The following is a 21,229-nucleotide window of genomic DNA, read 5'->3' as shown; positions in this document are numbered from 1 at the left end:
AACAACGGTCACCATGGGTGGTGGGGATCGAAACGGCGCGCAGCTCCTCGATGAGCGGTACCGACTGATCGAGCAGCTCGGCGCGGGCGGCATGTCGGTGGTGTGGCGCGGCTACGACGAGGTGCTCGGCCGTCAGGTCGCGGTGAAGGTGCTGGCCTCCAGGCTGGCCAGCGACCGGGCGTTCCGCCACCGGATCCGGATCGAGGCGCAGGCCGCCGCGCGCCTCTGCCACCCCAACATCACCAACGTGTACGACTACGGCGAGTCCGAGCAGGTCGGGCTGACCGTGCCGTACGTGGTGATGGAGCTTGTCGACGGCACCTCGCTGGCCAGTCGACTGGGCCGGGAGAGCCAGCTGCCCTGGCGGGAGGCGGTCACGATCGGCGCCGAGGTCAGCTCGGCGCTGACCGCCGCGCACGCCCGGGGCGTGGTGCACCGCGACGTCACACCGGGCAACGTCATGCTCACGTCGACCGGGGTCAAGGTGGTCGACTTCGGCATCTCCGCGCTGGTGGGGGAGAGCGAGAAGGGTCCGGACGGCGCGCTGTTGGGCACTCCCGCGTACCTTGCCCCGGAACGGCTGGACAACGGCCAGGTGTCCCCGGCCACCGACGTGTACGCCGTGGGGCTGCTGCTCTACCGGATGCTCACCGGCCGGCTGCCGTGGCGCGCCACCACGACCACCCAGATGTTGCGCGCGCACATGTACAACGACCCGGAGCCGATGCCCGCCGTCGCGGGGCTGCCCGACGAGGTGACCGACCTGGTGGGGCGCTGCCTGGCGAAGCGGCCCGCCGACCGACCGGCCACCGCGGAGCTGACCCGGATCCTCGCCGAGGCGGCCGGCATGCTCGCGGCGGTGCCCGTCTCCCCGGCCGGCGGACCCCTGGACCCGGCCGCGCTCGCCAGCGCGGGTACCACGATCCTGCCCTGGTCGGCGGAGACCGACGCGTTGCCGCTGTCGCGTACCCGCAACCGGGATCGGCGAGCCCGGCAGCGGGTGACCCGGCGTCGGCGGGTGGAGGCCGGGGTGGCCGCCGTCGGGCTGATCGCTGTCACCGGGGTGATGTGGGGGTTCACCTCACGCAGCCCGGCCAGCGGCGAGGGCCGGCCGACGACCGAGGCCCGGATGGGTCTCCCGCCGAAAGTTCCGTGCGAGGTGGCGTACGCGCTGCGCACGGACTCCGGCACCGACTTCGCCGCCGACCTGACCCTGACCAACACCGGCGACCGGGAGCTGCGGGACTGGGCGATGAGCTTCAGCTTTCCCGGTCAGCAGACGGTGGCGAAGGTGGAATCCGCGCCGGTGTACCAGCAGGGGAGCACTGTGGTGATCCGGCCGGCCGAGCAGCGCACCACGCTGGCACCCGGCGCCGCCGAGAAGCTCACCCTCACCGGCACGTACAGCGGCGCGAACCCGCTGCCTGTGGAGTTCCGGCTGGGCGAGGTGGCCTGCGGGGTGCGCGTCTCCGGGGTCGCCGGCAGTACGCCGTCCACCGCCCCGCCGAGCGAGGCGGCCACCACGACGAAGGCCCCGCCGAAGAAGGCGACGGCACCCGGCGGCTCCGGCGCTGACGCGTCGGAGGCCAAGCCCCCGAAGCCGCCGAAGGCCCCCACGAAGCCCGGCGAGGGCAAGGGGCGGGGTGGTCCGGGAAAAGCGTGAAGGCCCCGGCGGGGCGCCACGGTGGGCCCGGAAGATGACGGTCAGCGTCGTCCCGCGAACCGTTGCACCTGGTCGATGCCACCCTCCACCACCAGCAGCCCACCCTGGGCCAGCGCGGTGTCGTCCGAGGCGTACCGGAAACGTTCACCGGGCGCCTTCGCGCCGATCACCCGGACCCCTTCGCGCTCGTCCGGGCGCAGGTCGAGCAGGGTACGGCCGACGAGCGACTCCGGCACCCGGACGGTGGCGATCGCGAAGTCGTCGTCGAACTCGACGAAGTCGAGCAGCCGGCTGACGATCAGGTGCGCCACCCGGTCGCCGGTCTCCGCCTCCGGGAAGATCACGTGATGCGCGCCCACCGACGACAGGATCTTTGCGTGTTTCTGCGAGGTGGCACGTGCCCAGATCTGCGGCACACCCAACTCGATCAACGCCAGTACGGTGAGGACGCTCGCCTCCACCGACGCCCCGATGGCCACCACGGCCCGGCCGAAGCTGGTGACGCCGAGCTGCCGCAACGCGCCCTCCTCGGTCGCGTCGGCCTGGACCACCCGGTCGAGCTCGACTGAGAAGCGCTGCACCTGATCCGGGTTGCGGTCGACGGCCAGCACCTCGCGGCCCATCCGGCTGAGCGACGCGGCCAGATGGCAGCCGAACCGACCCAACCCGATCACCACGACGCCACCGTCGTCCGATCGTCTCGCCGACACCTCGACCCTCCTCGCTCCTAGCCGACAATTGGTTGTTCCTGGGGATAGCGGTAGAGCCGCCGTCGGGTGTTCAGGGCGATCGCCGACCCGAGGGTCAGCGGCCCGACCCGGCCGATGAACATCAGCACGGTCAGCACCAGTTGACCGCTCTCCGGCAGCTCGCTGGCGAGCCCGACGGTCAGCCCGGTGGTGCTGAACGCGGAGGTCACCTCGAACAGGGCCGCGACGAACCGCACGCCCTCGGTGAGCAGCAGCAGGAGCATGGTCCCGGCCGTGACCAGCGCGACGCTGAGCAGGGCCACTGTCACCGCCTGCCGCTGGCTCGCGGTCGCCACCCGGCGATGCCCGACCGTCACGTCGGGCTCGCCGCGCAACTCCGCCCAGATGGTGAACGCGAGGAGGAAGAACGTGGACACCTTGATGCCCCCGGCCGTGCTGGCGCTGCCGCCGCCGATGAACATCAGCACGATCAGCAGCGGGTAGCTCTCCTCCTGGAGGTCGGCGATGTCGACAACGTTGAAACCGCCGGTGCGGCTCAACGCGATCTGGGTGAACGAGGCGAGCACCTTGTCTCCGGCGTCGTACGACCCGATGGTGCTGGCGTTTGTCCACTCGGCGGCGAGCAGGCCGACGAAGCCGATCAGCAGCAGGGCGATGCTGCCCCAGATGGTCAGCGTGGTGGCCACCGTCCATCCGGCCGGCTTGCGCCATTCCCGGACGGCCTCGAACAGGGCGGGAAACCCCAGCCCGCCGACGATCGCCCCGAACGCCAGCGGCAGCGACACCCACGGATCGCGGTCGAAGGCCAGCAGGCCGTCGGTGTAGAGCGCGAAGCCGCCGTTGTTGAACGCCTGGACGGCGTGGAACACGCCCGACCAGAGGGCTCGTCCGGGCGGGTAGTCGTACGCCACCCAGAGCCGCCCGGCGACCAGCGCGGTCATCACGGCCTCGCTGGCGAAGACGGTGATCGCGATCCGGCGCAGCAGTCGGCCCACGTCACCGATGCCGAACTCCGCCGTCTCCGCCTGCACCAGCAGCCGGTTACGCAGGCCGAGTTGGCGCGAGACCACCAGGATGACCAGAGCCGCGGCGGTGAGGATGCCGAGACCGCCGAGCTGGGTGAGCAGGGTGATCACCAGCAGTCCCCAGCCGGACCAGTAGTTGGGGGTGTCGGTGATGGCCATGCCGGTCACCGACACGGCCGAGGTGGCGGTGAAGAGTGCCGTGACCAGGGGTGGGCGCTGATATTCGACTGTTGACCAGCGGGTCAGCAGCAGCCCGGTACCCAGCAGGATCGGCACCAGGAACGCGAACGGCACCAGCCGCACGGGGTTGCGGAAGAACCGGCGCACCAGACAATCTTCCTTTTCCGCCCGGCTTCCGGAGGGGGAACGCGCATTCCGGAGATTCACCTCCCGGCCAGCCATCGACCAACTGCTGGTCAACCCGGGGCGGTCTGCTGAACCGGCTCTTCCCCGACGACAGGAGACGGCGATGCGACGCACCCTTCCGACCCTCGGCCTGGCCGGCGTGCTGCTCGCCGCCGCCGTGGCCGTGCCGACCATGGCCGAAGCCGGCCCGGCGACCGAGGCGGACCGCTCCCGGGCGACCGACCGGCCGATCGTGATCGGTCACCGGGGCGCCAGCGGCTACCGGCCGGAGCACACGTTGGAGGCGTACCGGCTGGCGGTCCGGATGGGTGCCGACTACATCGAGCCGGACCTGGTGTCCACCTCCGACGGCGTCCTTGTCGCCCGGCACGAGAACGAGATCTCCGGTACCACCGACGTGTCGACGCACCCGGAGTTCGCGGCCCGCAAGGCGACGAAGACCATCGACGGCGTCGCCGTGACCGGCTGGTTCACCGAGGACTTCACCCTCGCCGAGCTGAAGACGCTGCGGGCCAAGGAGCGACTGCCGCAGGTCCGGGTGGCGAACACCGCCTTCGACGGACGCTTCGAGGTGCCCACCCTCCAGGAGGTCATCGACCTGGCCCGAGCCGAAGGGCGGGCACGGGGCCGGACCATCGGCATCTACCCGGAGACCAAGCACCCGAGCTACTTCGCGTCGATCGGCAAGCCGTTGGAGGAGCCGCTGCTGCGGGTGCTGCGGCAGAACAAGCTGGACCGGAAGAACTCGCCGGTCTTCATCCAGTCGTTCGAGACGGCCAACCTGCGCCGGCTGAGCGGGCTGACCGAGGTCAAGCTGGTCCAACTGCTCGACGCCACCGGCCGCCCGTACGACTTCACCGCCGCCGGCGACACCCGCAGCTACCAGGACCTCGTCACGCCGGCCGGGTTGAGGTGGATCGCCGGGTACGCCGACGGCATCGGCGTGAACAAGAACCTGCTCGTGCCCCGGGACGCTGCCGGCGCGCTGCTCGCCCCCACCAACGTGGTGCGCGACGCGCACCGGGAGCGGCTGCTCGTGCACTCCTGGACGTTCCGCGCGGAGAACCAGTTCCTCCCCGTGGACTTCCGGATCGGCGCCGACCCGAACGCGCGTGGCGACATCACCGCCGAGTACGAACTCTTCCTCGGCCTGGGCCTGGACGGCGTCTTCAGCGACCACCCGGACACCGCCGTCGCCGCCCTCGCCGGCCTCTGACCCGGTCCCGCCGGGTTGATCTCGGCCCGGAGCCGACCCGCTCCGAGCTGACCGCCGGGCCGATCACGCCCGGCCCACCCGCTGGCCCGCCGTCCGCCACCCGGACGGCGGGCCACGGCACATCCGGAGCGAGCCGCGCCCACTCCACAGGGCCTGACTCGATGAAGATCGCGCTGGATCCAGGTTGTAGGCGCATCACCGCGAGTCCGAGGCCACTACATCCACGATCGAGCACGATCTTGAAGGACCAGACTCGGACGAGGCAGCAACATCAGGGATGTTGAGGCGATCTTCGCCTGGATGGCCCGCGGCGACACATGGGTCGACCCCTCCGTGGGGGTTTGGGCCATCGGGCGCGGAGGGCTCCCGGGTGGCGGTGCGGCCCGTTGTAACCCCCGGCCACCTCATTCCCGTTACTTGTGTGTTTCCGCCACATAGCTCGTGGGTGACGTCACTTCTAGCGTGAGCCGACAACACAGCATCCTGTCCTCACCCTGGAGTCGCGATGACGGTCCGGCACACGCGGCGGGCGTTCCTCTCCGCCGCCACGATGATGGCTGCGGCACTGGCCGCCACGGCCTGTGGTAGCCCGCAGGACACCGCCACCGGCGGCGGCGACAACGCCGCACCGGTCAAGGTCGGCCTGGTGTACTCCCAGTCGGGAGCCCTGGCCAGCTACGGAAAGCAGTACGTCGAGGGGTTCAAGGCGGGGTTGGACTTCGCCACCCAGGGCACCGGCAAGGTCGGTGACCGGAAGATCGAGCTGACCGAGGTCGACGACGCGGGTGACCCGGCCAAGGCGGTTTCCGCCGCGAAGGACCTGATCGGCAAGGGCACGAAGATCATTGCCGGTTCCACCGCCTCCGGGGTGGCGCTTCAGGTCGCGCCGATCGCGGCGCAGAACAAGGTCCTGTTCATCTCCGGACCGGCCGCCACCGACGCGGTGACCGGCGCGAACAAGTACACGTTCCGGTCCGGCCGGCAGTCCTACCAGGACGTGGTGACCGCCAAGTCGTTCATCGGCGACCCGGCCGGCAAGAAGGTAGTGGTCTTCGCCCAGGACGGTGCGTTCGGCGACGCCAACGAGGGGGCCGTCAAGGCCGTCATCGGTGGCGCGGGCGCGAGCGTGAGCAGCGTCCGGGCCCCGGCCAGCGCCACCGAGTTCACCCCGTTCGCCAGCCAGATCAAGGCGGCCAAGCCGGACCTGCTCTTCGTGGCCTGGGCCGGCACCACCGCCCCGGCCATGTGGCAGAGCCTCGACCAGCAGGGCGTGCTCTCGTCCACAACCGTCGTCACCGGCCTGGACATCCGCTCGTCCTGGCCCACGTTCGGCGCGGCCGGCACGAAGATCTCCTTCCTGTCGCACTACTTCGACGGCGCCAGCGACACCGAGGCCAGCAAGGCGCTGAAGGCCAAGGTCAGCACCATCGACCTGTTCCACCCGGACGGCTTCGCCGCCGCCCAGATGGTGGTCCGTGCGGTGCAGGAGGGTGGGGACGACGTCGACAAGATGGTCACCGCCCTGGAGGGCTGGAGCTTCGACGGGGTCAAGGGCAAGATGACCATCCGGGCCGCCGACCACGCGCTGCTCCAGCCGATGTTCCAGGCCAAGCTGACGGGCAGCGGCACCACGTTCACGGCCACCGCGCAGAAGAGCCTCACCGGTGACGAGACCGCGCCGCCGGCCGTGGCCATGAAGGGCTGAGCCATGCTCGCCACCCGCGGTCTGACCTGGCGGATCGGTGAGGTCGCCATCGTCGACAGCGTCTACCTCGACCTCGCGCCCGGGGAGTTCCTGGGCGTGATCGGGCCGAACGGCGCCGGCAAGACCTCACTGTTCAACCTGATCACCGGCCTGCGCCGGGCCACGGAGGGCCGGATCACCCTGGACGGGCAGGACATCGGGGCGCTTCCGCCGCACCGGCGTGCCCGCCTCGGGTTGGGCCGTACCTTCCAGGCGTCCTCGGTCTTCGGCTCGCTCAGCGTGCGGGAGAACGTCCGGCTCGCCGTGCAGGCGCACCGCGGGGGCTCGATGGCACTGTGGCGGCGGGCGGCGGCCGACCGGGAGGTCGCCGCCGCCGCCGACGCGGCGCTCGACCGGGTCGGCCTCGCCCACCGGGGTACGGCACTCGCCGGCACCCTGGCCCACGGCGAGAAGCGCAAGTTGGAGATCGCTCTGCTGCTCGCCGGTGAACCGCGGGTGATGCTGCTCGACGAGCCGATGGCCGGGGTCAGCGCCGAGGACGTCCCCGAGCTGGTGGCCGTCATCAAGTCGTTGACCGGCGACAGCGGCCGGGCGGTGCTGATGGTCGAGCACCACATGGACGTCATCCTGGAACTGGCCGACCGGATCGCCGTCATGCACCACGGCGCGCTGCTGGCCTGCGACACCCCGGAGACGGTGATGGCCAACCCCACGGTGCAAGAGGCCTACCTGGGGGAGTCGCTCTGATGGAACCAGTTCTCACCGTTGAGGACCTGTCGGTCCGGATCTCCGGGCTGCACATCCTCCAGGGGGTGTCCTTCACTGTCGCGCCGACCGGCGTGACCGTCCTGCTCGGGCGCAACGGCGTCGGCAAGACCACCACGCTGCGCGCGATCGTCGGCCTCACCCCGCCCGCCGGAGAGGTCCGCGGCAGCATCCGGATGGGCGCGCAGAGCCTGCTGGCCCGGCCCACCCACCGGCTGGTCCGCGGAGGGCTCGGCTACGTGCCCGAGGACCGCTGCGTCTTCGCCGGCCTCACCGTCGCCGAGAACCTGCGGCTCGCCGAACGGCGCGGCACCAGCCCGGCGTACGACAAGGTTTTCGCGCTCTTCCCGGAGCTGGACCGGCGCGGACGGCAACGGGCCGGCTCGCTCTCCGGCGGGCAGCAGCAGATGCTCGCGATCGGCCGGGTGCTGCTCAACGACAACCGGCTGCTGCTGGTCGACGAGCCGACCAAGGGGTTGGCGCCGAAGGTGGTGACCGAGGTGGCCGAGGTGCTGGAACGGGTCGCGGAGTCGGTGCCGGTGCTGCTCGTCGAGCAGAACCTGGCGGTGGTACGCCGGCTGGCCCGCGATGCGGTGGTGCTGGCCGCCGGCCAGGTGGCCTGGACCGGCGACGCCCGGGAGTTGCTGCTGGAGACGGCGCTGACCAAGTCGCTGCTGGGTGTCGGCTCGGCGGAGGTGAACCACTGATGGGCACTGTGATCCTGTTGACGTTGACCGGGCTCGGCCTGGCGGCGCTGTACTTCCTCGTCGCGTCCGGCCTGTCCCTGGTCTTCGGCCTGGCCGACGTGCTCAACTTCGCGCACGGGCTGTTCCTCGGCGTCGGCGCGTACGGCACCTGGTGGGCGGCGGGCAACCTGCCGGGCGCGGGCTCCGACGGGTTCGGCTTCGTGCTCGCTGTCGCCTTCGGGGTGGCCGCCGGCACGCTTGTGGCGATCCTGGTCGAGCTGGTGCTGATCCGTCCGCTCTACTCCCGCACCATCGAGCAGGTGCTTGTCACAGTCGGCCTGTCCCTGGCCGGGGTGGCGTTGTTGCAGGCCACCTGGGGTGCGGACGCCCGGCCGTTCCCGCGTCCGGACTGGACCCGGCAGGTGACCGGCATCCTGGGCGCGCAGGTGCCCAACGGAGGTCTGCTGCTGATCGTCGCGGCGGTGCTGGTGCTCGGCGCGATCCTGGCGTTCCTGCGCTGGACCCGGTACGGCCTGGTGATCCGGGCCGGGGTGGAGAACCGGGAGATGGTGACCGCGCTCGGCATCGACGTGCGCAAGGCGTTCACGCTGGTCTTCGCCATCGGTGGGGCGGCTGCCGCGCTCGCCGGTGCGCTCGGCGGGGTCTACTTCGGCACCGTCTCGCCCGGCCAGGGCAGCTCGCTGCTGATCTTCGCGTTCATCGTGGTGGTGATCGGTGGGATGGGCTCGGTGGTCGGCTCCGCGTACGCGGCGGTCGTCGTCGGGCTGGTGCAGCAGTTCGTCAACTACTACGGCACGTCCGGGCTGGGCGACATCTGCGTGGTCGGGCTGCTGGCCGTGGTGCTGCTGCTGCGCCCGCAGGGCATCGCCGGAAAGGTGGCAACGGCATGACGGTGATCGACGCGCCTCCCGCGCAGGTGCCCGACGAGTTGACCCCGCAGCGGGGGCGGTGGCACCGGGTGCGCCCGTTCCTGCCGCTTGTCGCGGTGGTCGTGCTGGCGATCCTGCCGTACTCGACGATCTCCCTGCCGGGGATCTTCGAGGGGCCGGTCAACTCGCCCGGTACCCTGCAACTGCTCGCCATCTGCCTGATCTTCGGCGGCCTGGCGGCCGGGTACGACCTGCTCTTCGGTCGGACCGGCATGCTCTCCTTCGGGCACGCGCTGTACTTCGCCGCCGGCGTGTACGGCACCGACATCCTCATCACCCGGGCCGGGCTGCCGCTGTGGCAGGCGGCGCTGCTGACGATCACCGGCGGTACGATCCTCGCCGCGCTGCTCGGCGCGGTGGCGCTGCGGACCGTGGGCATCGCGTTCGCCATGGTCACGCTGGCGTTCGCGCAGGTCGGGGCGATCCTTGTGGCGCGGGACTTCGGCGGGCTCACCGGTGGCGAGGAGGGTCTGCCGCTGGACGTGTCCGGGCTGCCCGCCGGCCTGGTCGGGGTGACGAACACCGTCAACCTGTACTGGCTGGCGCTCGCGTACCTGACGCTCGTGGTCTTCGTGGTGCACCGGGTGAGCGGTTCGCCGACCGGCCGGGTGCTCGCCGGGCTGCGCGACGACGAGCGGCGGATCGGCGTGCTCGGGCTTGACCCGTACCGCTACAAGCTGGTGGCGTTCACCCTGGCCGGCGGGCTGGCGGCGGCGGGCGGCGTGGTCTACGTCCTGATCGTCGGCGGCGCCTCACCGCACATCACCTCGTCCGAGTTGACCCTGTCGCTGCTGGTCATGGTGGTGCTCGGTGGGCCGGGCACCCGGTGGGGGCCGGTGCTCGGCGGCGTCCTCTACATGTACCTGGACCACCGGCTCACCGCGTTCGGCACGAGTGACGCGGTGGACGACCTGCCGGCGGTGCTGAGCCACCCGCTGAGCCAGCCCCTGTTCGTCCTGGGCACGGTCTTCATCCTGGCCGTCTACTTCTTCCCCGGTGGCCTGACCAGCCTCGCTCCCCGGCTCGTGCACCTGACGCGAACCCTCCGCCGCCCACGCTGACCCCCCGGGCCCCGTCGATCATGGAGTTGCCGCGTGGCGACAGCTCCCTGATCGACGGGGTTCCGCGGCCGGACGCGGAAGGGGTGGCAGCCCCCCGGATCGACTCGGTTTTCATGAGGACGCGGTGTCCGGGTCGGTTCGACGCACCGGTCTTCAGGAATCCGAGTGGATCAGCACCGTCGGTCAGCCGTTCAAGATCTCGTACGCCATCTTCGGCGCGTTCGTCACGGCGGCGCCGGTCGGCACGCTGATCTTCGGCGTGGTGCCGTAGTCGGCGTAGTTGACGACGTAGTCGTACGCCTTCGCCTTGCCGGCCGGCGGCATCTTCAGCGTCAGCGAGGACAGGTGCTTGTCCGCGCCGACGACCGCCGTGAACGGCACCGCCTTGCCCGCTTCGCCAAGCGCCGCCGCCTCCCCCTCCTCCAGCGCCTTGGCCGCGTTACCGGCGCTGACGTCGATGACCCCGGCGTACCGCCCGGGGCTCTGCTCCTGCACCGAGGTGGCCGCCTGGAGGAGCGGACCCGCGTTGCCCTGGTCCGCGCCGTCGTAGGTCGGGATGCCGGCGCTGTCGGAAAGCTTGGTGCGGTCCAGCTTCATCCACTTGTCCGGGAACTTCGGCAGACCCGCCTGGCCGGTCAACTTCGCCTTCATCCACAACTCGTCGCCGATGATCAGCATCGACATCCTGACGGTGATGCCGTCCGAGCCGGGCGCGATCGTGGTGTTCAGCTCGACGCCCTTGCCGTCGGGGTCGACCCGCCCGTTGAGCGTGCTGGACGAGTCCTTGCCGGTGAACCGGAACGGCCCCTCGGTGCCGTCCGGAACGGCGTCCAGGAGCACCTGCTTCGGGTCGGTGGTCGGGCTGGCGCTCGGGCTGCTCTGCGGTGCCGAGGTCGGTTCGCTCGTGGACCCGCACCCCCCGAGCAGGGTGGTGGTGGCCAGCATGGCGGCGAGCACGCCGACCGTGCGTCGGGTGGTGCTCGCGCTGCCCGTTGCCTGTGTCATCACATTTCTCTTTCTCGCTGCGTGGCTTGTGCCGATGACCATGTTGTCGGCGCGCGCGGCGGTTCGGCTGCCGATATGCTGCCGTCCGGCTGCCGGGCACTGCCGTCTGGCGCTGCCGCAGGTGTCAGGAGCGGGAATCCCCATGTCAGCAACGCTGCGTTTCGAGATCCTCGGGCCTCAGCGGGCCTGGTACGGCGACCGCGAGATCGACCTCGGTCCCGGCAAACAGCGTGCGGTGCTGACAGTGCTGCTGCTCTCGGCGGGCCGTCCGGTGTCCACCGGGCAGATCGTCGAGGCGGTCTGGCCGGAGGATCCGCCCGCGAACGGCCCCAACGTGGTGCAGAAGTACGTCGCCGGGCTGCGCCGGGTGCTGGAGCCGGACCGGTCACCGCGTACGCCGGGGCAGGTGTTGAGCCTCACCGATGCCGGATATCTGCTCCGCGTCGATCCGGACGCGCTCGACGCGGTCCGTTTTCAACGAGGCGTCCACCGCGCCCGGCAGCGACGGGCCGAGGGTCGGCCCGCCGAGGCGCTGACCGAGCTGGCCACCGCCCTGGCGCTCTGGCAGGGAGAACCGTTCACCGGCTTCACCGGGCCGTTCCTCGAGGCGGCCCGGCAACGGTTGGTCGAGCTGCGGGCCGTGGCGTTGGAGACCCGGGCCGATCTGATGCTGGACCTCGGCCGGCACCGGGAGATGGTCGGGGAGCTTGTGGAGTTGGTGGCCGAGTTCCCGGTCCGGGAACGACTGCGGCACCAGCTGATGCTGGCGCTCTATCGCAGCGGACGGCAGGCCGAGGCGCTCGCGGCCTACCGGGAGTTCGGCGACCTGCTCCGGGAGGAGTACGGCATCGGGCCGGGCGAGGCGCTTCAGGAACTGCACCGGCGCATCCTCTGCTCCGATCCGACGCTCGCGGCGGCGAAACCGTCGAGCGAGCCGGAACCGCCCGGCCCCACGCCGGCTCCCAGCCCCCGCGTACCGCCCAGCCCACCTGCGCCGCCACCGCCGGCCAGCCCACCACCGCAGCCTGTGCCGACCAGCTCGCCTGGGCCGTTCAGTCCGCCACCGCCGGCAGCGCCAGCCGGCCCGCCACCGCAGCCTGTGCCGACCGGGCCGATCGGCGTGCCGGGCACCCCCACGCCCGTCCCGTTCCCGGCCTGGGCGCCCCCGGACGGGCGTTCGTCCCGGGACGGCCAGACGCACTCGGCGCCGCGCTGGCTGAGTGTCAGCGCGACAGTCGTCGGCACGCTGACTGCCGTGTTCTCCTTCGGTCTCCTCACCTGGCTGGTGGTGCTGGTCTACGCCAGTTGGCGACGGAGTTGGCGCAACGGGCTCACCGGTGTGGGCTATCTGTCGCTGACCGCCACGATCATCGCGATATTCGGCAACAGCGACTCGGAGGAGATGAGCGACACCGAAGGTCTCCTGGTCGTGGTCTGGTTGCTCGTCTGGCTATTCGGGGTCGTGCACACGATCCTGCTCAACGGCGCGCTCTGGTCGGCCCTCACCAACCGGATCGGGGGGTCGCCTCCGCCGGTGGTGGACGACCGTCGGGTTCGCCGTGAGCAGGCCCGCTACCTGCTGTATCACTACCCGGCAGCACGGCAGGAGCTGCACATCGGCCGGCCCGACCTGCCGCGTACCTTCGACGACGGTGGCCTGGTGGACGTCAACGCGGTCCAGGAGCGGACGATCGCCGAGCTGCCCGGGATGACCGCCGGGCAGGCGCGGCAGGTGGTGATGGACCGGTGGCTCCGTGGCCCGTTCGGTTCGATGGAGGAGCTGGCCGGCCGGTGTCTCCTCCCGCCGGTGCTCACCGATTCCCTGCGTGAGCTGCTCCTCTTCCTTCCTCCGCCGGCCGTGCCCGCCCCACCCACCGCAGTACCCGGCCGGGTCGAGTGAGGTAAACGGCACCGGGCGCGACGGGGAGGGACGTCTCCCGTTGCTGGTAGAAATGCCGGATGGGCGACGAGCGGGCAGCGGTACGGGAGCGGGCCGAGGCGGTGCTGCGTCGGTTGGCCGGCGACCACGCCCGGCTACGTGAGGATCAGTGGCGGGCGATCGAAGCCCTTGTCGTCGATCGGCGGCGGGTGCTCTGTGTGCAACGCACCGGTTGGGGCAAGTCGGCTGTCTACTTCGTGGCCACGGCCCTGCTGCGGGAGAGCGGCGAGCACGGCCCGACAGTCATCGTGTCTCCGCTGCTGGCGTTGATGCGCAACCAGGTCGAGGCGGCGGCCCGCGCCGGCATCCGGGCTCGCACGATCAACTCGGCGAACCTCGACGAGTGGGACGAGATCACCGCCGAGATCCAGACCGGCGCTGTGGACGTGCTGCTGATCAGTCCGGAGCGGCTCAACAACCCCGACTTCCGGGACGGTGTGCTGCCGAAGCTGGCCGCGACGACCGGGCTGCTGGTGGTCGACGAGGCGCACTGCGTCTCCGACTGGGGGCACGACTTCCGGCCCGACTACCGGCGGCTGCGCACGTTCCTCGCCGAGCTGCCCGAGCGCACGCCCGTGCTGGCCACCACCGCCACCGCCAACACCCGGGTCACCCAGGACGTGGCGGAGCAGTTGGGTGACGCCCTCGTGCTGCGCGGCACCCTGGACCGCGAGTCGCTGCGCCTCGGCGTGCTCGACCTGCCCAGCCCGGCGCACCGGCTGGCCTGGCTCGCCGACCACCTGGACCAGCTGCCCGGCTCGGGCATCGTCTACACGCTGACCGTGGCGGCGGCGGGGGAGACCGCCGAGTTCCTGCGCTCCCGCGGCTACCCGGTGTCCTCGTACACGGGGCAGGTCGAGGACGCCGACCGGCGGGCCGCCGAACAGGACCTGCTCGACAACAAGATCAAGGCGCTGGTTGCCACCAGCGCGCTCGGCATGGGCTTCGACAAACCCGACCTGGGCTTCGTCGTCCACCTCGGCGCTCCGCCCTCGCCGATCGCGTACTACCAGCAGGTCGGCCGCGCCGGTCGTGCCGTGGAGCACGCGGAGGTGCTGCTGCTGCCCGGTGTCGAGGATGCCGCGATCTGGCGCTACTTCGCCTCGCTGGCGTTCCCGCCGGAGCAGCAGGTGCGTGCCGTGCTGGCCGCGCTGCACACCGACCGCCCGCTCAGCACCCAGGCCCTCGAACCCCTCGTCGACCTGCGCCGGGCCCGGTTGGAGCTGATGCTCAAGGTGCTCGACGTGGACGGCGCGGTCCGCCGGGTGCGCGGTGGTTGGCTCGCCACCGGCGAGCCCTGGGTCTACGACGAGGCCCGGTTGCGGCGCGTCGCCGAGGCCCGCACCGTCGAGCAACAGGCCATGCGGGAGTACGCGACAACGCCCGACTGCCGGATGCGGTATCTGCGGGAGTGCCTGGACGACACCGGGGCGGCCGACTGCGGGCGGTGCGACAGGTGCGCCGACCCGCTCTTCGCCGCCGACGTGTCGACGGCCGCGCTCGCCGCCGCGCAGACGTTCCTGGGCCGACCCGGCGTGGAGATCGCCCCCAAGAAGCTCTGGCCGACCGGCCTGGACGCGGTGGGCGTACCCCTGAAGGGCCGGATCGCCCCCGCGGAGCAGGCGCTGGCGGGCCGGGCCGTCGGTCGCCTCTCCGACCTGGGCTGGGGTGGTCGGCTGCGTGATCTCGTCGGCCCGGAGGCGCCGGACGCGCCGGTGCCCGACGACGTCGCGGGCGCGGTGGTGGAGGTGTTGAAGGCGTGGGCGCACGGCGACGACCCGTGGCCGCGCCGGCCGGCGGGGGTGGTCGCTGTCGGTTCCCGGCGACGGCCCCGGCTGGTCGGCTCGTTGGCCGAGCGGATCGCCGCCGTGGGCCGGCTGCCGCTGCTCGGCGAGGTCACCCCGACCGGTCCCGGCGGCCCGGCCGGGCCGCGCGGCAACAGCGCCCAACGGGTACGCGCGCTGCACGACGCGTTCACCGTGCCGGCCGACCTGGCCGACGCCGTGGCCGGCCTGGACGGCCCGGTGCTGCTCGTCGACGACCTTGTCGACTCGGGCTGGACGATGACGCTTGTGGCTCGGGCCCTGCGCCGGGCGGGCGCGCCCGACGTGCTCCCGCTCGCCCTCGCCGTGGCCGGCTGACCCGCTGGCACCCGGGTGGCCCGGTCCGCGCACGTCGGCGCGGGAAAGTTCCCGGGCGGCGGCGAATGCGACAGTCGCCACGCCGTCCGGGCGTCGGCCGGGGGTGGTCCGCCGCGGCGGTACGGTGGGCGACATGACCGACCAGCACCCCGCCGCCGTGCCGGTGGTGTCTGACCAGGTCCCCGACGCGGCGGTGCTGCCCGGCCCGGTCTCCGCCGCGCCGGACCGGAGCACCCTCCGGCTGGCGTTGGTGGTCGGCGGGCTGGTGCTGGCGGTGCTGCTCGGCTTCGGCCTCGGCCGGGTGAACGCCACCGGGGCCACCACCGGCAACCCCTCCCTCGCGGCCGAGCACACCGACCCCCCGGGCGTCGGGCCGCACAGCCACGGCACCACCACGAGCACCGAGCAGGGCGCGGCCACCGAGCCGGGCGGGCTGGCGGTCAGCTCGGCCGGGTTCACCCTGGCCCCCCTGGACGCCGAGTTCGCCGCCGGTCGCCCCGGTCAGCTCCGCTTCCAGGTGCGCGACGCGCAGCGCCGGCCGGTGACCCGCTTCGCGGTCGTCCACGACAAGCCGATGCACCTCATCGTCGTCCGCCGAGACCTGACCGGTTACCAGCACCTGCACCCGACGATGGCGGCGGACGGCACCTGGTCGGTGCCGTTGACCCTCGCGCAGGCCGGCGTCTGGCGCGCGTACGCCGATTTCACAGTTGTCGCCGACAACGGCGCGCAGACCGCAGTGACCCTCGGCGCGGACCTGGTCGCGCCCGGCGACTACCAGCCCCGGTCGCTGCCCGCTCCGGCCACCTCGACGACGGTGGACGGGTTCACCGTCGGCTACCAGGGCACTCCGCAGGCCGGGGCGACACTGCCGTTGACCTTCCGGATCGACGGCGTCGGCGGCGCCGCTTCGCTGGAGCGTTACCTCGGCGCGTACGGGCACCTTGTGGCGTTGCGCGAGGGCGACCTCGGCTACCTGCACGTGCATCCGGAGCCGGAGCTGGTGGACGGCCAGGTCAGGTTCTGGTTGACCACCCCCGGCCCCGGCCGTTACCGCCTCTACCTCGACTTCCAGGTGGGAGCCGACGTCCACACCGCCGAATTCACTGTCGCCGTCGGTTAGGCCGAGCGCCCGTCGGGGCTAGCCGGCGCGGCGAATGGGGCGGCGGGCCAGGTAGCGGAGCAGGTCGCGGATGTGGTGCTTCTCCTCGGCGGGGACCGTCGGGTCGGACAGCCGGTCGAGGATGGCCCGGACGTCGGCCTCGACGGGGCCGTCGTCGTGGCGTCGGCGGGGCGTGGGACCGGCGTCCGGCAGGCCGAGCGCGCGGAACGCGGCGGCGACCGGCAGATCCAGTGCGGCACAGAACCCGCGCACCTTTGCCAACTCGGGATAGTCCTGCCAGTCACCGGCCAGCCAACGGAACACGGTGGAGCGGCCCACACCGGTGTGCGCGGCGAGATCGGTCACGGTCCAACCACGTTCGTCGCGAGCGTCGTCGATGGCGCGCCGGACGAAGCGGGCGAAGGCCATCTGCGGTGTTGCGTCGGCTGATCCCATCCCTGCGTGTCTTTCCCCCTGCCGGTGCGACGGGACACTGCGACTTCCGAGGGTAGTACGCCCGGGGCGCGAAACAGTTGACTGAGCGCACAAACTGTCCCGTGGACGAGACTTTTCCCCGCCGGGGTACCGGCCGGCCGAAACCGGCTCCGAGCGATCATCATCGTTCTTCCACTACGCTCGGTGCCCGTCCCGGCATGGCCGCTGGAGGCCAGCCGTCTTCGACCGGACCACCGCCGAGGAGCACCATGGCCGATTCGAGCCGCCCCCAGCCGTACCAGCCCGGTGCGGTCAGCCTCTTCTTCGTCGCCAAGGCCGGCGTCTTCGCCGCCGCGTTCTGGATCTGGTTGCTGGTCCTGGTGCTCCGCACCGACTCCGCGACCGGCCAACACGTGCTGGCGGCCACCGGTGCGATCACCACCACGCTGGTCGGCGTGGTGCTGGGCGCCCGGATGGCGTTGCAACACAACGCCGCCATCCGGCACGCGGAGATGAAGAAACTGCTCGTCGACATCTCCTGGAACGCCTTCACGGCCGCCGGCAACGCCGAGAGCACGGGCAAGGTGGTGCCGTTCCCCACCGCCCCGGCCGACGGCGGATGGGCCAGCCAGCGGAGCGGTAGCGAACGGGTGACGGTCCTCGACCGTGGTCTCGGCGAGCGCAACAGTGGCCGGGATCGCGGCGAGAGTGGCGAACGGCGTCGTTAGTCGTCGCCGAGGTGCCGGCTAGGTGGCCGGCTGCCGGTCGGTCGGCTCCCCGTCGGCGGCCAGCAGGGTCGCCAGCCGGGGCGTGACCCGCCACTGGTCCACCAGCTCGCGGTACTCCTCGCGCTGCGGTCCGGTGGCTTCGGCGCCGGTGCGGCGGGCGCGGATCAGCAGGTTGCGGGGCGTGTGCTGGGAGTCCACGAACTCCACCACCTCGGTCCGGTACCCGTGCACCCGCAGCAACCCGGCGCGCAGCGCGTCGGTGAGCACGTCGGCGAAGCGCTCGCGCAGGATGCCCTGTCGGGTCAGCAGCTCGTACGGGGTCGGGGTGGGATGGGCGCGGAGTTGCTTGGCGAGGTCGTGGTGGCAGCACGGCGCGGCCAACACCCAGCGGGCCTCCCAGCGCACCGCGCGGGCCAGCGCCTCGTCGGTGGCGGTGTCGCAGGCGTGCAGCGCCAGCACCAGGTCGGGGGCGGGGTCGACGACGGCGTCGGCGATGGTGCCGGCCACGAAGCTGATGTGGTCCGCCCAGCCCAGTCGCTGCGCCAGTTCGGTGTTGCGCCGCCGCTGGTCCTCCCGGACGTCCACGCCGACCAGCTGGACGTCGAGCCCACGACCGGTCAGGTAGCGGTACGCGGCGAACGTCAGGTAGGCGTTGCCGCAGCCCAGGTCGACGACCCGGAGCGGACCGGTCAGCTCGTCGGGCAGGGTCGCGGCCAGCGCGCGTAGGAACGCGTCCACCTGGCGGCGTTTCGCCGCCGAGCCCCCGATCTCGGCGAAGATCGGGTCACCGGGGTCGAGCAGATACTCCTTCGCCCTGTCGTTTCCGCTGGGTGTCGCCGCCGCACGGGTGGTCACGGCCCGGTGCACCTGCGCCTCGCCGGACTTGGTCACCCGAAGTTGCAGCGTCGCGGCGGTCGTCTCGACGTGCCAGTTGCCGAACGGCTCGGCCAGCAACTCGTCGACCGCCGCGGCGGCGTCGGGACCGGAGGCGATGTTACGGGTGTACGGGCGGGCCCCGTCGGACGTGGTGATCTGCATTCGGGGCCCGGCCTTGAGCGTCACCGGCCGCAGTTCGGCCCGCGCGACGGTGGGGCGGCGTCCGCGGCGGCGTCCGGCGGCGACCGCCCGGGTCAGCGCGGGGTCGAGCAGCAACGCCCGGACCTCGGTCAGGGCGGCTTCCAGTGATTCCGGCATCGTTCCATCTTCGGCAGGCGGGGTGGGAGAAGGGAACATCCCCCGTACCGCGCGAGGCGGTGCGGGGGATGTCAGGTGTGGCTGGTGGTCAGTCGGCTGTCGCTTCGGCCGGCGTACCCGCATCGGAACCGCCACCACGGCGGCGCCGGCGGCGGCGCGGCTTCGACGGCTCGCCGTCGGACGCGGCGGCCGGCTCGGTGGGGCCGGAGTCGGCGGAGATCACCGCGGTCGGCTCGCCCACGACCGCCTCGCCGGCCCGGCGGCGACGCCGGCGGCGGGGGGTACGGGCGCCTTCCTCGGCGGCGTCCGCGGCGGGCGCCTCGGCAACGGCCGGGGTGCCGGAGTCGGACCGGTCCCGGCGACCGTCACCCCGCCCACGGCGCTCGCCCCGGCCCTCGCTGCGGCTCTCCCCGCGTCGGCCGCCCCGGCCACCGCTGTCGCCCCGACGGGAGCGGGTCGTGCCACCCAGATCCTCTTCGATCTCGGCGGACAGCCCGGCCCGGGTGCGCTCCGCGGTGGGCAGCGTGCCGCTGACCTCGGTGGAGATGTGCAGGTCGGTGTAGAGGTGCGGCGACGTGTGGTACGTCTCCGGCGGCTCCGGCATCTCCAGACCGAGGGTCTTGTCGATGATCCGCCAGCGCGGCATGTCGTCCCAGTCGACGAAGGTCACCGCGACGCCCGTCGCGCCGGCCCGGCCGGTACGACCGATCCGGTGGGTGTAGGTGTCCTGGTCTTCCGGGCAGTCGTAGTTGATGACGTGGGTGACGCCGGTGACGTCCAGCCCGCGGGCCGCCACGTCGGTGGCCACCAGAATGTCGATCTTGCCGGCCCGGAAGGCGCGCAGCGCCCGCTCACGGGCACCCTGGCCGAGGTCACCGTGCACCGCGGCTACCGCGAAGCCGCGGAAGTCGAGGTCCTCGGCGACCCGGTCGGCGGCCCGCTTGGTACGCGTGAAGATCATGGTCAACCCACGCCCCTCCGCCTGGAGGATGCGCGCCACCACCTCGACCTTGTTCATCGAGTGGGTGCGGTAGACCAGCTGCTGGGTCTGCGGCGACGGGCCGGTCTCGGCGGTGTGCCCGGCGTGGATCGTCATCGGCTGGCGCAGGAAACGCCGGGACAGGGTGACGATCGGGTCCGGCATGGTGGCCGAGAAGAGCATCGTCTGGCGGTCTTCCGGGAGCATCGCCAGGATCTTCTCGACGTCGTCGAGGAAGCCCAGGTCGAGCATCCGGTCGGCCTCGTCGAGGACGAGCGCGTGCACCCGGTCCAGCCGGAGGTGCTTCTGCTTCTGCAGGTCCATCAGGCGGCCGGGGGTGCCGACCAGGATCTCCACGCCCTTGCGCAGCGCGTCGATCTGCGGCTCGTACGCCACGCCGCCGTAGATCGGCAGCACCCGGACACCACGCGTCCGGCCGGCGGCGGCCAGATCCTTGGCGACCTGGATGCCCAACTCACGGGTGGGGACGACGACAAGCGCCTGCGGGACGCCGTCGCTGCCCTCGCCCGGCGCGAAGACCCGGTCCAGCAGTGGAACGCCGAAGCCGAGGGTCTTGCCGGTGCCGGTGGGCGCCTGACCGATCAGGTCGACGCCGCGCAGCGCGATCGGGATCGCGTACTCCTGGATGGCGAAGGCGCGGGTGATGCCCGCCGCGGCCAGGGCCTCGACGGTCTCGGCGCGGGCGCCGAGTGCGGCGAACGTGGGGGCCTCGGGTCGAACCGGGGCGGTGGGGGCCAGTTCCTGGCCGTCCATCAAATCTTGAGTCAGCTCGCTCATGTGGATGTGGGGGTGCCCTCTCGTGGGTGCGCCCGTCATGTCCTCAGGGCGCGATCGGTATGACGCGGGCCACACGGTCGGCGGCAGATTGCCGAGCCGGACCGGGCCGCACGCGCGCCGCGGGCTGAGCTTCGATCAGATCGGCGCCCACGGCAACTGCTCCATGCTACCTGAACAGGCATGGCCTCGTCCCGATTCCCGGTCGGTCAGGCGACACGCGGGGGCGATGATTGTGACTTGTGTCACAGATGTGGCGGTGGGACGTACCCCGCGCGAGTCACCGACGCGCGGTCCGGGTCCACGCCGGGTGGGTGGTGGCCGAGGCGTACGGCGTCATACCGGGCAAGGCGCGCTCGCCGCGTCGATCACGGCCGGGCGGCGCGCCGGCTGTCCGCGGGCGCGCCACGGTGTGCCGCGCGGAGGGCCTCCGCCGGTCGGAACCGCCGAGCACGCGGTGCCGGCCCGCGGCAGGTGGCCCGACGCCGACCTGCCGCGATGGCCGGACCGTCAGCGGACGGTGAAGCCGACCGCCCGGGGCGACGCCTCGGCGATCTCGACGTAGGCGACCTTCTCGACCGGAACGATGATCCGCCGGCCCTTCTCGTCGGTCAGGGAGAGCGTGCCGCCGTTACCGGCGAAGGCGTCGGTCACGATCTGCTCGATCTCGGCCGGCGTCTGCGCGCTGTCCAGTACCAGCTCACGCGGCGCGTACTGCACGCCGATCTTGACCTCCACTGTGCCTCCTCAACTGGGGCGAAAGA

At 72.0% G+C, this 21,229-nt stretch carries 18 protein-coding genes; 11 read left to right on the top strand and 7 right to left on the bottom strand.

Annotated elements, in window-relative coordinates:
* Positions 1-13 precede the first annotated feature (13 nt).
* Positions 14-1,663 carry a protein kinase domain-containing protein gene (locus tag ACQPWW_RS31300; RefSeq protein WP_433127424.1) on the top strand — a complete coding sequence of 550 codons (1,650 nt, stop codon included), beginning with the start codon at positions 14-16 and terminating at the stop codon, positions 1,661-1,663.
* A 41-nt stretch (positions 1,664-1,704) separates the two neighbouring features.
* On the opposite strand, the gene ACQPWW_RS31295 is transcribed toward ACQPWW_RS31300, so the two are convergent.
* The gene (locus tag ACQPWW_RS31295) at positions 1,705-2,373 is read right to left on the bottom strand and encodes a potassium channel family protein (protein WP_433127423.1); all 669 of its coding nucleotides are present in this window, start codon (positions 2,371-2,373) and stop codon (positions 1,705-1,707) included.
* Positions 2,374-2,390: 17 nt separating this feature from the next.
* Positions 2,391-3,725, bottom strand: a complete 1,335-nt coding sequence (locus ACQPWW_RS31290) for a TrkH family potassium uptake protein (RefSeq protein ID WP_433127422.1) — start codon at positions 3,723-3,725, stop codon at positions 2,391-2,393.
* A gap of 142 nt (positions 3,726-3,867) precedes the next feature.
* Between ACQPWW_RS31290 and ACQPWW_RS31285 the strand changes: the two genes are divergently transcribed.
* The 6 genes from ACQPWW_RS31285 to ACQPWW_RS31260 all read left to right on the top strand — a co-directional run bounded on the left by ACQPWW_RS31285 (position 3,868) and on the right by ACQPWW_RS31260 (position 10,147).
* Complete coding sequence (locus ACQPWW_RS31285; protein ID WP_433127421.1) at positions 3,868-4,980, top strand: glycerophosphodiester phosphodiesterase; 1,113 nt, start codon at positions 3,868-3,870, stop codon at positions 4,978-4,980.
* Between the two features lie 505 nt (positions 4,981-5,485).
* Positions 5,486-6,685 (top strand): substrate-binding domain-containing protein, encoded by a 1,200-nt coding sequence (locus ACQPWW_RS31280; RefSeq protein WP_433127420.1) that lies wholly within the window; start codon positions 5,486-5,488, stop codon positions 6,683-6,685.
* Positions 6,686-6,688: 3 nt separating this feature from the next.
* Positions 6,689-7,432 (top strand): ABC transporter ATP-binding protein, encoded by a 744-nt coding sequence (locus ACQPWW_RS31275; RefSeq protein ID WP_355027708.1) that lies wholly within the window; start codon positions 6,689-6,691, stop codon positions 7,430-7,432.
* Positions 7,432-8,157 carry an ABC transporter ATP-binding protein gene (locus ACQPWW_RS31270; RefSeq protein WP_433127419.1) on the top strand — a complete coding sequence of 242 codons (726 nt, stop codon included), beginning with the start codon at positions 7,432-7,434 and terminating at the stop codon, positions 8,155-8,157. The genes ACQPWW_RS31275 and ACQPWW_RS31270 overlap by 1 nt, the downstream gene beginning before the upstream one ends.
* Positions 8,157-9,047, top strand: coding sequence for a branched-chain amino acid ABC transporter permease (locus ACQPWW_RS31265; RefSeq protein ID WP_433127418.1), 891 nt, complete (start codon positions 8,157-8,159; stop codon positions 9,045-9,047). Before ACQPWW_RS31270 ends, ACQPWW_RS31265 begins: the two co-directional genes overlap by 1 nt.
* Entirely contained in the window at positions 9,044-10,147 is a 1,104-nt protein-coding gene (locus ACQPWW_RS31260; RefSeq protein ID WP_433127417.1) for a branched-chain amino acid ABC transporter permease, read from the top strand. The genes ACQPWW_RS31265 and ACQPWW_RS31260 overlap by 4 nt, the downstream gene beginning before the upstream one ends.
* A 183-nt stretch (positions 10,148-10,330) precedes the next feature.
* On the opposite strand, the gene ACQPWW_RS31255 is transcribed toward ACQPWW_RS31260, so the two are convergent.
* On the bottom strand, positions 10,331-11,152 hold the full coding sequence (locus tag ACQPWW_RS31255; protein WP_433127416.1) for a hypothetical protein: 822 nt from the start codon (positions 11,150-11,152) through the stop codon (positions 10,331-10,333).
* Positions 11,153-11,294: 142 nt separating this feature from the next.
* Between ACQPWW_RS31255 and ACQPWW_RS31250 the strand changes: the two genes are divergently transcribed.
* From ACQPWW_RS31250 to ACQPWW_RS31240, 3 genes are all read left to right on the top strand, one after another.
* Positions 11,295-13,052 (top strand): BTAD domain-containing putative transcriptional regulator, encoded by a 1,758-nt coding sequence (locus ACQPWW_RS31250; RefSeq protein ID WP_433127415.1) that lies wholly within the window; start codon positions 11,295-11,297, stop codon positions 13,050-13,052.
* A 59-nt stretch (positions 13,053-13,111) separates the two neighbouring features.
* Positions 13,112-15,232, top strand: coding sequence for a RecQ family ATP-dependent DNA helicase (locus ACQPWW_RS31245; RefSeq protein ID WP_433127414.1), 2,121 nt, complete (start codon positions 13,112-13,114; stop codon positions 15,230-15,232).
* A gap of 133 nt (positions 15,233-15,365) precedes the next feature.
* On the top strand, positions 15,366-16,355 hold the full coding sequence (locus tag ACQPWW_RS31240) for a hypothetical protein (protein ID WP_433127413.1): 990 nt from the start codon (positions 15,366-15,368) through the stop codon (positions 16,353-16,355).
* Positions 16,356-16,373: 18 nt separating this feature from the next.
* On the opposite strand, the gene ACQPWW_RS31235 is transcribed toward ACQPWW_RS31240, so the two are convergent.
* Complete coding sequence (locus ACQPWW_RS31235) at positions 16,374-16,790, bottom strand: helix-turn-helix domain-containing protein (protein WP_433127412.1); 417 nt, start codon at positions 16,788-16,790, stop codon at positions 16,374-16,376.
* 248 nt (positions 16,791-17,038) lie between these two features.
* On the opposite strand from ACQPWW_RS31235, the gene ACQPWW_RS31230 reads away from it, so the two are divergent.
* The gene (locus ACQPWW_RS31230) at positions 17,039-17,497 is read left to right on the top strand and encodes a hypothetical protein (RefSeq protein WP_433127411.1); all 459 of its coding nucleotides are present in this window, start codon (positions 17,039-17,041) and stop codon (positions 17,495-17,497) included.
* An 18-nt stretch (positions 17,498-17,515) separates the two neighbouring features.
* Here ACQPWW_RS31230 and ACQPWW_RS31225 read toward each other — a convergent pair whose 3' ends face one another.
* From ACQPWW_RS31225 to ACQPWW_RS31215, 3 genes are all read right to left on the bottom strand, one after another.
* Positions 17,516-18,691, bottom strand: a complete 1,176-nt coding sequence (locus tag ACQPWW_RS31225) for a class I SAM-dependent methyltransferase (protein WP_433127410.1) — start codon at positions 18,689-18,691, stop codon at positions 17,516-17,518.
* Positions 18,692-18,779: 88 nt separating this feature from the next.
* Entirely contained in the window at positions 18,780-20,468 is a 1,689-nt protein-coding gene (locus ACQPWW_RS31220; RefSeq protein WP_433127409.1) for a DEAD/DEAH box helicase, read from the bottom strand.
* Positions 20,469-20,975: 507 nt separating this feature from the next.
* Complete coding sequence (locus ACQPWW_RS31215) at positions 20,976-21,203, bottom strand: DUF3107 domain-containing protein (protein WP_433127408.1); 228 nt, start codon at positions 21,201-21,203, stop codon at positions 20,976-20,978.
* Between the last annotated feature and the right edge of the window lie 26 nt (positions 21,204-21,229).

The organism is Micromonospora sp. CA-240977 (genome assembly GCF_050942285.1).
GTDB lineage: Bacteria > Actinomycetota > Actinomycetes > Mycobacteriales > Micromonosporaceae > Micromonospora.
Note: the sequence above shows the minus strand (reverse complement) of the source record. Positions and strands in the feature narration are given on the sequence as shown.